The 10,826-nt window shown below is 65.7% G+C and carries 8 protein-coding genes and 2 pseudogenes; 9 read left to right on the top strand and 1 reads right to left on the bottom strand.

Features of this window, described 5'->3' with window-relative positions:
- The 4 genes and pseudogenes from PV419_RS52440 to PV419_RS52425 all read left to right on the top strand — a co-directional run.
- Nucleotides 1-281: pseudogene (locus tag PV419_RS52440) on the top strand (transposase); the annotation flags it as partial.
- A 337-nt stretch (nt 282-618) separates the two neighbouring features.
- Nucleotides 619-1,698: a LuxR C-terminal-related transcriptional regulator gene (locus PV419_RS52435; protein ID WP_319701172.1), complete on the top strand. Its 1,080-nt coding sequence runs from the start codon at nt 619-621 to the stop codon at nt 1,696-1,698.
- Between the two features lie 174 nt (nt 1,699-1,872).
- Nucleotides 1,873-2,694 (top strand): alpha/beta hydrolase, encoded by an 822-nt coding sequence (locus PV419_RS52430; RefSeq protein WP_319701171.1) that lies wholly within the window; start codon nt 1,873-1,875, stop codon nt 2,692-2,694.
- A 556-nt stretch (nt 2,695-3,250) separates the two neighbouring features.
- The gene (locus PV419_RS52425; protein WP_319701170.1) at nt 3,251-3,616 is read left to right on the top strand and encodes a cupin domain-containing protein; all 366 of its coding nucleotides are present in this window, start codon (nt 3,251-3,253) and stop codon (nt 3,614-3,616) included.
- Between the two features lie 666 nt (nt 3,617-4,282).
- On the opposite strand, the pseudogene PV419_RS52420 reads toward PV419_RS52425, so the two are convergent.
- Nucleotides 4,283-5,316 (bottom strand): annotated as a pseudogene (locus PV419_RS52420) (IS701 family transposase); the annotation flags it as partial.
- Nucleotides 5,317-6,202: 886 nt separating this feature from the next.
- Here PV419_RS52420 and PV419_RS52415 point away from each other — a divergent pair.
- From PV419_RS52415 to PV419_RS52395, 5 genes are read left to right on the top strand one after another with little or no spacing between them, the layout of a single operon-like run.
- Entirely contained in the window at nt 6,203-7,414 is a 1,212-nt protein-coding gene (locus PV419_RS52415) for a cytochrome P450 (protein WP_319701169.1), read from the top strand.
- Nucleotides 7,411-8,211 carry an SDR family NAD(P)-dependent oxidoreductase gene (locus PV419_RS52410; protein ID WP_319701168.1) on the top strand — a complete coding sequence of 267 codons (801 nt, stop codon included), beginning with the start codon at nt 7,411-7,413 and terminating at the stop codon, nt 8,209-8,211. The genes PV419_RS52415 and PV419_RS52410 overlap by 4 nt, the downstream gene beginning before the upstream one ends.
- The gene (locus PV419_RS52405) at nt 8,211-9,029 is read left to right on the top strand and encodes an alpha/beta hydrolase family protein (protein WP_319701167.1); all 819 of its coding nucleotides are present in this window, start codon (nt 8,211-8,213) and stop codon (nt 9,027-9,029) included. The genes PV419_RS52410 and PV419_RS52405 overlap by 1 nt, the downstream gene beginning before the upstream one ends.
- Before the next feature lie 8 nt (nt 9,030-9,037).
- Entirely contained in the window at nt 9,038-9,349 is a 312-nt protein-coding gene (locus tag PV419_RS52400) for an indolepyruvate ferredoxin oxidoreductase subunit alpha (protein WP_319701166.1), read from the top strand.
- On the top strand, nt 9,349-10,698 hold the full coding sequence (locus tag PV419_RS52395) for an FAD-dependent oxidoreductase (protein ID WP_319701165.1): 1,350 nt from the start codon (nt 9,349-9,351) through the stop codon (nt 10,696-10,698). The genes PV419_RS52400 and PV419_RS52395 overlap by 1 nt, the downstream gene beginning before the upstream one ends.
- The last annotated feature ends 128 nt before the right edge of the window (nt 10,699-10,826 follow it).

The following is a 10,826-nucleotide window of genomic DNA, read 5'->3' as shown; positions in this document are numbered from 1 at the left end:
GAACCGACCCGCTTCTGGCTGTCCGACCTGCCCGACGACACCCCGATCCCGGAGCTCGTCCGCCTGGCGAAGATCCGCTGGCGCATCGAGCACGACTACAGAGAACTCAAGCACGGCCTGGGCCTGGACCACTTCGAAGGCCGCTCCTGGCCGGGCTGGCACCACCACGCCACCCTGGTCACCGCCGCCCACGCCTTCCTCACGAGCAGCGACTGGCCCCAAAAGCCGACACTCCGGACTCACTCTCTACCAGATCCTCGACGCCCTCCAGGACCTGCTGAACTGCTGGACCGGCATCTGCACCACCCGCCACCAACCTCTGCCCACGCCTCGGATCAGACACCAAACACCAAGATCCGCAACGACCTAACGGAGTCCTACTAGTGAGCCAGGACGGCTCCATCCCATCCCCGCAGGAATACTTTTACCCCGTCCAGGAAGCCCGTGCCGAGACCCACATGTGGCCCGCGAGCTCAGCCGTGTCACTCGAACGGGTACGAATAGGGGGTGCACCGGCCTGGACCGGCGCCCGCACGCCGCTGTCCCTGGGATTGGGGGGCGACTCGCCCTAGAATGATCCGCGTCATCTCTTTCTCATGAGTGGCGAACGGGAGTTCCATGCGGACATCACCAGCGCTAGACGGTGCGCAAGCACAGTTCACGAGCGGGCTCGCGACGGCGCTGTCGGTCGAAGAGGTCGGCCGCGCCTTCCTTTCACAGGCCGCCAATCTCCTGGACGCGGATGCGTTGGGGATGTATCGCCTGGGAAGCGACTCCGCGCCGCTTGAGGTCCTGTCCGCGGGCGACTATGGGTTTCTCGAGCTCTACGAGGAGATCGGTCGTAGCGACGATCCGGTGCTGGACTTCGTCCTCAACCAGCAACGTCCCATTGATTCGTCACGTGTCGTCTCCGGACACCGATGGGCCCAGAGTGGTGCCCGTGCCGCACTGGGGGAGGGCGATCTCGCTCATTCGCTCGAGGCGCCCATCGTGGTGTCCGGCGAGGTGGTGGGGACGATCAATTTCGCTCGCGTCGATCGTGCCCCGTTCTCCTCAACGGACCTCGCCTCTGCGCGCTTTGTCAGCGAACAATTGAGTCTTGCGATCGAGCGTGCGTATCGGTTCGAGGAGACGCGAACACGCCTTGAGATTCTCGAGGCAACGATGGACCGCCTCCCCCAGGGTGTCGTGATCTCTGACCAGGACACCAGACCCATTTTCATCAATCGTGCTGCGGGCCGCTGGTTGAAGAACGTCGGCGGCGCCTCGAGGCGGTCCACGGGCCATCGAGAGCTCGAATCACACCTCGATGATGCTGTGAATGCCTTCCGCGCTGGCAAGCGGGTGCACGCGAGTTCGACCAAGAACGATGCCAGCAGCCGGTTCATTGTGAAGAGCTACTCGCTGGGCGAAAAGAAGAAGGCTGTCGTGAGCATTCTGAGCAGCGCGGCCCGGCCGGGCACCAACACGCCTCCCCGCCTTGCGGTCCTCTCCCCGCGAGAACAGGAGATCGCCAACATGGTGGCGGAAGGACTGAGCGCTCAACGCATCGCGGAGCGCGTGCACATCTCCGAGAACACGGTGAAGCAGCACCTCAAGCGCATCTTTGTGAAGACGGACGTTCGCAGTCGTGCTGAACTGGTCCACTTGCTGTGGACTGCAGGGCATGGCGACGAGCCGGACGACCTGGGCGACTGAGCGGTCCGCGAATGAGTAGAGGACTCGGCGGAGGCTTCCTCTGCGCCGGCTGAATCTGGAACCGAGCTGATAGCGGGGCAATGCGTGCTGGCTCATCACAAATCGGATGGATGACCTGTGAAAGACCCCATCCGGGGGACATGCGGGGATCGGAGCCGCGTCTAGTTTGCCACCATGACGCACTCGAGCAGCAGCATCACGAAGCGGATGATCGGCGACGTGGCAGTGGTGGACATCGGTCCGGCCTCCACGGAGCGGCCACCGATCGTGATGGTACACGGCGGCCTGCACGGAGCATGGTGCTGGGAACCCCTGCAGACGTTGTTCGCAGTTGCAGGATGGTCGACAACGGCGCTGGACTGGTTGAACCGCGGATCGTCGGCGCCCCTGGAACGACAGGAGTGGTTGAGGCGTGATGTCGTCGCAGTACGCAGGGAGGTCGGGCTCGTCTGCGAGGCAATAGCCCGAGAGACCGGTCAGGCTCCCATCGTCATGGGTCACAGCATGGGTGGTCTGGCCACTTTGGCGCACGCGACGCTTAACGACCAGCCGCTGACCGCCATGGTCCTGCTTGCTCCGGTCGTGACGTCGGGCTATGCTGACGCGCTGGCCGAGGTGTCGGTCGATCTCGACGAGCCGTGGGGACCCCCGCCCTTCGAGGTCGCGCAGCAGCTGTTCTTCACTGACGTTGGGCCAGAGGACGCGAAGGCCTACTACGCCCTTTTGGAGGCCGAGTCCCCGGCTGCGGTGTGGCAGGCGACCCGATGGACGGCTGAGCTACCGCTGGAGAAGCTGCGGGGGCTGCCCGTCCTGGCGCTTGGAGCCGGCCGCGACCCACTCGTGCCGGCGGAGGCGGTGCGGAACCTGTCCACGACCCTGAACGGCGACTTCCACGAGTTTCCCGACGCCGGACACGGACTGACCCTGGACCCAGCCCACCGCGACGTGTTCCGAACCACCGCCGCGTGGCTTCAGGAGCGCGTGCTCGGGCAGTGACGACGAGACCGGGTCCGTTCCTGAGGCGCCGCCTTCGGCGTGAGCGTGAAGCCCCCGCTGAAGAGGTCCTCGACGGCGCGATCCGCGTGATCGGTGGAATCACCATCGCCGTAGCCATCAGCGTCCCGCTTGACACGCCCCTCGGTGTCGCCTCGGCACCGGTGGGAGTGCTCTCCCTGGCTCTGCTGCTTCGACATGCCGAGCGATCGCTGGAGAAGAGAGCCGGCAGCACTGAGTCGATCTTCCCGCCACCGGAAGTGACCCGGCTCCTTGCTGTCCCACACAAGACCCCGGGAACGCCCGGAGCGAAACTGGGTGAACCTTCCCGGGTCCGGGCGAGATATCGGCGGGGCCTTGCCGACCCACAGTGTCGAGACAGGCCCGGGTTCCCGTCCGCCGGGATGCCGGTGGACCTTGTGGGCAGCGCCGCGTGCTCCGCGACGTGCTGCGACCCTACTAGTCTTCAGTGATCCAGAACACTTCGGGCTTGGAACCATCAGCCCTCGACGGCGCGGTGAGCGCTGCCGAGTGTCCATCACCTTGAGGAGAAGAAATCATGCCCAAGTTCACTCAGGTCGACGAGCGCGACTGGATCCACGAGGACGTCGTAGGGCACGCCATTGATCGCTGCAAACTCTGGTACGACGGCCACGGGGTTTCGTTCTCGCTCGTGAAGATGCCGGCGGACTACCAGCTGAGCCTGCACCGGCACGAGACGTGGGTCTCGGTCTTCGTCGTTGAGGGCACCATGAAGTGGGAGGACGCTGATGGCAACGAGCGCAAGCTCGGGCGGGGAGACTTCTATTTCGTGAGCCCGGGCGAGGAGCACATCGAGACGTCGATCGGCGAGACGCTCGTTCTGATCGTGAAGGCGGAGCCGAACATCCAGTATCAGGTCGACGCCGACGGCAACCGGAAGTGAGCAACCGGTCAGCCCGGCCGCACACGCGCTGCAGAGAATTCCATCTGCTTGGCAACTATGTGACCCGCGCCGTACGTCGGTGCTGACGAACTGGACGAGGCGCCGCCGCGACTACCGTCGAGGCGGCGCCTTTGCCGTTCGGTGTCGTGAGCTCTGGTAACGAAGGAGGGACACCGGCGGTATCGGAGCAGTGGAACTAAGCGGTTCCAGCGACTCGCCAAACCACCCACACCTCGTAGGTATGGAAGCGCATCGCTCGGTGCGGTTGGCCTATCGACCCTCCGGATGGTGATCTCGCGGATATGGGCACGTACGGCCAGTAGTGGGCTCTGCGGCGAAGGCAGGAATTGCTGTCAACGCCGCAAATCCAGCGACGTGGCGGCACTTAGTACTCCAGCAGGACTTCTCCATTCCGGCTGGTCAACGGCCTGGGGGTGGGGAGTGTAGCGGGGTGGAAGGGGGTGTGGGACGGTCTTTGCGCGGTCGTCCCGCGAAGGTGTGGCCGCGCCGTTTGTAGTGGCAGTGGCGGGCGCGTGCTTGGTGGTGGCGTCGCCACCGGGACCACTTTACGGCGTGGTCCCGGTGCCCAGGACGGTGGCGGGGCTCAGCTGCCAGCAGACGGCGAATCTCGGCTGGTGTGAGGTCCACGAGGCCGGGCGTGTCCTGTCCTTCACCCCCCTTTTCCCGTTCCCGGGCGGCCGTGGCGGCCAGGAACGCGTGGGCGAGCATGGCGAGAGTGATGTGTCGGTACCAGCCCACGTAGCGGCGGACCTCGTACTGGTCCAGGCCGCATTCGTTCTTCGCGCTCTGGAAACATTCCTCGATTTTCCAGCGGCAGCCGGCGATGCGTACGAGGTCGGCGACGGTGGCATCCAGCGGGGCGCAGGCGAGGTAGTAGGCGATCTCGTCGGGCTTGGTGATGCTGCGGCGGGCGAGCATCCACCGCTGCCGGGTGGTGGGTTCGTCGCTGTCGAACGCATCGGCAGCGGGCAGGCGGGCGGCGGCCCAGTCGTAGTACCGCTCGCCCTTCGCGCCGCTTCCGGCGGACAGCCGCTGCCAGGCTTCGGGCGGGGCCTGGCTGATGAGGTGGTCGATGCGCGGGTCGTGGACCTGCTGGGATTTGGGGACGGCGACAACGTAGGAGAGCTGGACGTCTTCCAGGAAACGGCGGAAGCGGGAGTCCTGGCCGTAGGCGGCGTCCGCGGTGACCCAGGTGACGGGCAGGGGCGAGGCGAGCGCCCGCCGGATGATGGTGCGGGCCAGCTCGCCTTTGGTGGCGAAGGCGCGTTCGTCGGGGATGCGGGCAGCCCGGCAGCGCTCGCGGTCATCGGTCCAGGATGTGGGCAGGTACAGCTCGCGGTCGACCAGGGCGTGGCCCCGGGTGGGGGCGTAGGCGGCGAAACGGCGATCTGGCAGTTCTCCGTGCGGCCGGCGGTGCCGGAGTACTGGCGCTGGACACCGGCTGAGGTGGTGCCCTTCTTCACGAAGCCGCTGTCGTCGATGATCAGCACGCCACCCGGGGCACCGAGGTGTTCGGCGATGTATGTCTGCAGGTCATCGCGGATCTCGTCGGCATCCCAGCGGCTCCCGGCCAGCAGATGCTGCAGCCCGTCCGGGGTCGCGTGGCCCGCGTATTCGGCCAGCTGCCAGCCGTTCTTGCGGCCCACCGGGCCGAGCAGCCCGCGCACGTAGTCCCGCATCCGGCGCCGGGGCTCCACACGCGTGAAGCGGCCACCGATCCGCAGGAAGAGATCGTCCAGTTCCTGTTCCCACACGCTCGTCGGCACATCGTTGATCACATGGGTGGACTGTCCGAAGCACCGTCACCGCATGCGGCGCGGCCACACCTTCGCGGGACGGCCACGTAAAGACGACCCCGCACCCGCTTCCACCCCGCTACACTCCCCACCCCCAGGCCGTTGACCAGCCGGAATGGAGAAGTCCTGCTGGAGTATTAGGTAGACCCCCGGCGGGTCACGCAACACCGTTAGGGCCTTGGCCCTGGTGCGCTCCAACGCGGGTGAGTCGCGGAAGTGTGTTGGCGGCCACGAGAAATTGCCCAACGACGGCCACGCGAAGAACCGCCGTGTGCGCATGTGAAGGCCCTCGACCGCCGCGCCCTTCGGGTCTCAGCCAGGCAAGGACCGCGCACGTTCAGCTGGTTGCCGCCCCCTTCGCCCTCGATGTGCGATCGAGCGAGCGCAGACCGGCTTAACCCACCGTTGAGCGCGATCCCCGCTCGTCGACCGTGCGTGCGGGACGTGTCGACCCGCACGTCAGCGGCACCGAGACGTGACGATGGCAGCGCGGCGCGTCGCACTGCCCGCCAGCATGCCCCTGAACGCGCCGGGCCAGCACAAGTGGCCGCCAGCGGGAGCCCGCATGGCCGCGAGCGGGCCGACTTGCGTGTCCGTGTCTGGGCAAATCCCAGTGGCCGGTGACAGAAGTGCCGCGGATCCACGAATTGACCCGGTCGGGTGATGCGCCTCCGGCGGTCGGATGCCTAGGGTCACACAGCAAGCCCCGACGCAAATCTCGCCGGTGAGACGAGACGCGGATTGCTGCGCGACTGGGAGGCACATCGTCGTGACGTTTGACCTCACTCTCCAACAACTCACGCAACAGCCCTCCGAATTGTGGGAGCAGGTACGGGAGGAACGGCCCGTCTTCTACAGTGATGAGCTGAACATGTGGGTCGTCTCTCGGTACGAGGACGTGTCGGCAGTGCTCCTCGAGCCCAACCTTTTCACCTCGGCACGATCGTTCGATCCGGCGAAACCTCTCCCACCGAAGGTCGAGAAGATCCTGGAGGGCAAGTGGGCCGCAAACTTGATGGTGAACATCGACCAGCCGGCTCACACGCCCATGCGTCGCGCGGTCAACCGAGCGCTGACCCACAAGCGGGTCGAGAACTCGGTGGACACGATCCGTCGCATCGCCAACGAACTGCTTGACGATCTCTACCCGAAGGGTGAGATGGATCTCATCGCGCGATTCGCCAGAATCTTCCCGGCGCTCGTGGTGGCTGACATTCTCGGACTCCCCGCTGATGAGGTGCCCAGCATCATCCATTGGGGCGAGTACTTCGAGGAAATCCTGGCGGGCAGCGCTCCAGAGGAAGAGCTTCTCGTCGCTGCTCAGGGCCTGGTCGACTACCAGCAGTACTTCCTCAACGCCATTGAGGCCCGGCTCTCCGAGCCGAGGGGCGACCTGCTGACCGCTATCGCCGAGGAGTTCGTAGGGAACCCGGAGCTCGAAATGACGATGGAGGAGATCGCCGACGTGCCACTGGGCGTCTTCACGGCGGGCCACAACACGACCACCCTCGCCATCGGCAACTTCGTCTTCCACATGATCGAGTACCCGGACCACTTCAAGCCGCTGTTCGACGAGCATGGCAAGCCGAGCTTCTATGACGCCGTCGACGAGATGCTCCGGCTCGAGACTCCGTTCCCCGTCCTGCGTCGTCGAGTCGAACGGGACACGGTCGTCGGCGGAGTGAAGATCCCGGCTGGGGAAACCGTGATGCTGTCGCTCGCCTCTGCGAACCGCGACGACGCGGTCTTCGAGGGTGCTGGCATGCTCGACTTGTGCCGAGCGAACTCCAACCGGCACTTGGGATTTGGCGCGGGAATCCACTTTTGTCCGGGCAAATCCCTCGCGCGCCGTGAGGTCTCCATCGCGGCAGAGTTGATCTACGAGCGCCTACCCAACCTTGCAGTGGGCGAGTACACGCGCGTCAACCGGTTCGTCAACCGCGGCTTCTCCCGCCTTGAGCTGACATGGGACGTGGCGTGAGCGGCGCAATGACTGAGGCGGCGCAGGTTCGCCTTGAGCCGACCGCCGGTGGCAGGATTGCAATCGTCGGCGGCTGCGGCGCCTTCGGGCGCGCGCTCGTCGAGAGCTGTCTCGAGCTCGGGCTGCGCGTCGCAGTCATGGACCTTCCCGCATCGATCGAGCGTCACCGCCCCGACGGCGTCGACGCCACGATCGCCGTTGATGCCACCGTCGAGGAGTCAGTGCGTGCAGGCATCGATGAACTCGGAGCCGCCTGGGACGGACTTGACGGGCTGGTGAACCTAGCCGGCTTCGCCACGGCCCCGCCGGTCCCGGTCGAAGAGCTGCCCGTGGCGGAGTGGGACCGGGTCGTCGACGGCAACCTGCGCACGACGTTCCTCATGTGCCGCGCTGCGCTGCCGCTACTACGCGCCGGACTTGAGCCCAGCATCGTCAACATGTCGAGTGGATTGGCCTTCAAGTCCAGAACCGGGTTCTCCTCCTACAGTGCTGCGAAGGCCGGCGTGGTGGGGTTCACCAAGACCTTCGCGATCGAGAACGCTCCCGACCTACGTGCCAACGCGGTCGCACCGAGCGCTGCCGCCACGGAGTTCGTCCACGGCGGTACGCACCTCTCCGCGAACGAGCGGTCGTCAACGTCGTGGATGGATTTCGAGCCTTACGTCGCTGCCACTCCGTTGCGTCGTCTGTGCGAGCCGGCCGACGTCGTCGCCCCCATTCTCTTCCTCCTGGGTCCTGGCTCCCGGTTCATCACTGGCCAGACCGTTCACATCAACGGAGGACGGGAGATGTTTTGATGACAACACCCACGGGCGAGTCCAACGCCGCGCGAGACCGTCTTTTCGCTGAACTCGCAGACTGGGTGCGGACGAACGACATTCCAGCCCAGTCGCACTGCTACGGCGACGATCTCGAGCAGGTGGCGGACCTTCGACTCCCACCCGGCGGGGGGCCACATTCCGTAGTCGTACTAATTCACGGCGGGAACTGGCGGGCCGAGCGGTCAAGGGCCACGATCGAGGCGCTCGCGATCGACCTCGTCAGGCGAGGCTGGGCGACGTGGAACGTTGGATACCGGCGAGTGGGCAACGGAGGTGGGGTACCGACGACCGGAAATGACATCGTCGCGGCAATCACTGCACTGGAGGACGTCCCAGCGGTTGACCTGAGCCGGGTCGTCGTGCTCGGGCATTCCTCGGGAGGTCAGCTCGCGCTCCGTGCGGCAAAGGAAGCACGAGCAGCAGCCGTCGTCTCCGTCGCCGGTTACTGTGATCTTCACGAGGCCGCCCGGCTGGGCATGGGGGACAACGCCGTCGCGACCTTCTGCGGCGGTCTCCCGAACGAGGTTCCGGACAACTACGAGGCTGTGGATCCGATCCGGCACCTTCCTCTGGGTAAGAAGACTCTCCTTGCTCACGGCACTGCCGACGACCGGGTGCCGGTGGAGCAAAGCGCTTCTTACGCCGCAGCTGCCGGGCGTGTAGGGGAGCCGTGCGACCTCATGCTGCTGGAGGGTGCCGGTCACTTCGATGTCATCGACCCCCGAGCGATGCACTGGCCCACCATCGCAGCCGCGCTTCCAGGGCTGCTGAAACCACATCGCTCCAAGCCGTAGGAGATCCCGTGACCTTTGTTATCGTTTCGGACTGCATCGACAGCAAGGACCGATCGTGCCTCGCCCAATGTCCTGTCGAGTGCATCTACGAGGGCGAGCGCATGGTCTACATCGATCCAGACGAGTGCATCGACTGCGGTGCGTGCGCCCCGGTGTGTCCTCAGGGCGCCATCTTCCGGGATGACGAGCTACCAGAGCCGCTCAAGGGATTCGAGGCCATCAACCGCGAGTTCATCGAGGCGGTCGGTGACGAGCTGTCTCACGACATCGTATACCCCGACCACCCGAGCGTCGCAGGGGCGCCGCCCTCCGCGTGCTGATGAATGACCACCAGCCCCAGGACCACGATCGCACCCTAGCCATCCTGGGAGCAGGACCGGCGGGCCTGTACGCCGCCCGCGCGGCAGCTGCCTCGGGGCGGTTCACTGGGATCGACGTGATCGAAGCGCTTCCGGCGCCGTACGGACTGGTCCGATACGGCGTGGCACCCGACCACCCCGAGACGAAGCGGGTCACAAAGGTGTTTGACCGGGTATTCGACTCGGGTCATGTGCGGTTCCTCGGGAACGTGACCGTCGGCCGCGACATCACTCACTCCGCACTCATGGGCCATTACGACGCTGTCGTCTACGCGACCGGCGTCTCGGGCGACCGAAGGCTGTCGGTTCCGGGCGCCGACCTGCCAGGGAGCGTCAGCTCGGCCGACTTCGTGTCGTGGTACTCCGGGCACCCCGACGCCAAACTTTGTCCGCCTCTCTCGAGCGTCCGAAAAGCGGTCGTCGTCGGCGGGGGCAACGTAGCCCTTGACGTGGCGCGGCTGCTGGTGTCTCCCCATGAGGTTCTGCGCGCCACCGACATGCCCGACGACGTACTCGACGCTTTCCTCGCGGCAGAGGTTCGTGAGGTCCATGTCGTGGTGCGGAAGGGCCCGGGGGAGACCCGATACTCGCCGGTCGTCCTGCGGGAGTTCGCGGAGCTCCCGGACGTGGCGCTAAAGGTCGATCGACGAGACGTCGAGGCCGCGGAGACCACGGCTGGGATATCCCGAGCCTCGCAAGACAATCTCGAGATGTTCCGATCCTGGTGCGACCGGAGGGATGGGGTGTCAGTGCGGTCCGTACAGTTCCACTTCTGGACCAACCCCACCCAGATCATCGGCAAGTCCGAGGTCCAGGGAGTCCATGCTTTTGCGAACCCTCCGGGATGGGCAGCGCAGGAGCTGAAGATCCCGGCGGACCTCGTCGTGCACTGCGTCGGGTTCAGCGCCACGGGACCCGACTGGCTGCCGATCAGCACGACTCCCGGGGGCCTCGAGAGCCTGCAGGGCCGGGTTCGGTCATCGGACGGCAAGCAGATGCCCGGTGTGTACGTGACCGGATGGCTAAAGCGCGGGCCGAGCGGGACCATAGCTACCAATAGAACCGACGCCGAGGAGACGGTGGCGTGCCTCCTGGAGGATCTCGAGGGCCTGCGGCGCCGGGCCCAGCGTAAGGACGTGCTCGACGTGCTCACCGCCGCGGGAATCGCGGTCGTCTCGTGGTCCGGGTGGCGCGCGATCCAGGACGACGAGCGGGCGGCCGGTCAGCGTCGAGGCGCAGTGACCGCCAAACTGAGTAATCGCGACCTCATGGTCGCCGCAGCCCACAGCGGGCCGGCGGAGTGGCCATGATTTGCCACGCCTGTTGATGATCGGAGGTATGAGGTGACCCCCGGAATGTAGACACAGGGGTTTATGCCGCGAGCGAGAGTTTAGCGGTCGTGTGATGCTGCTGTTCGAACTGCATCGGCGACAGATAG

The sequence above is a fragment of the Streptomyces sp. ME19-01-6 genome, from assembly GCF_033793745.1.
GTDB lineage: Bacteria > Actinomycetota > Actinomycetes > Streptomycetales > Streptomycetaceae > Streptomyces.
This window is presented reverse-complemented; position numbering and strand designations above follow the sequence as displayed.

Bases quoted from the DNA above. Each gene is read 5' to 3' on its own strand.
- PV419_RS52435 (WP_319701172.1), top strand. From the start codon at position 619: ATGCGGACATCACCAGCGCTAGACGGTGCGCAAGCACAGTTCACGAGC.
- PV419_RS52430 (WP_319701171.1), top strand. From the start codon at position 1,873: ATGACGCACTCGAGCAGCAGCATCACGAAGCGGATGATCGGCGACGTG.
- PV419_RS52425 (WP_319701170.1), top strand. From the start codon at position 3,251: ATGCCCAAGTTCACTCAGGTCGACGAGCGCGACTGGATCCACGAGGAC.
- PV419_RS52405 (WP_319701167.1), top strand. From the start codon at position 8,211: ATGACAACACCCACGGGCGAGTCCAACGCCGCGCGAGACCGTCTTTTC.
- PV419_RS52395 (WP_319701165.1), top strand. From the start codon at position 9,349: ATGAATGACCACCAGCCCCAGGACCACGATCGCACCCTAGCCATCCTG.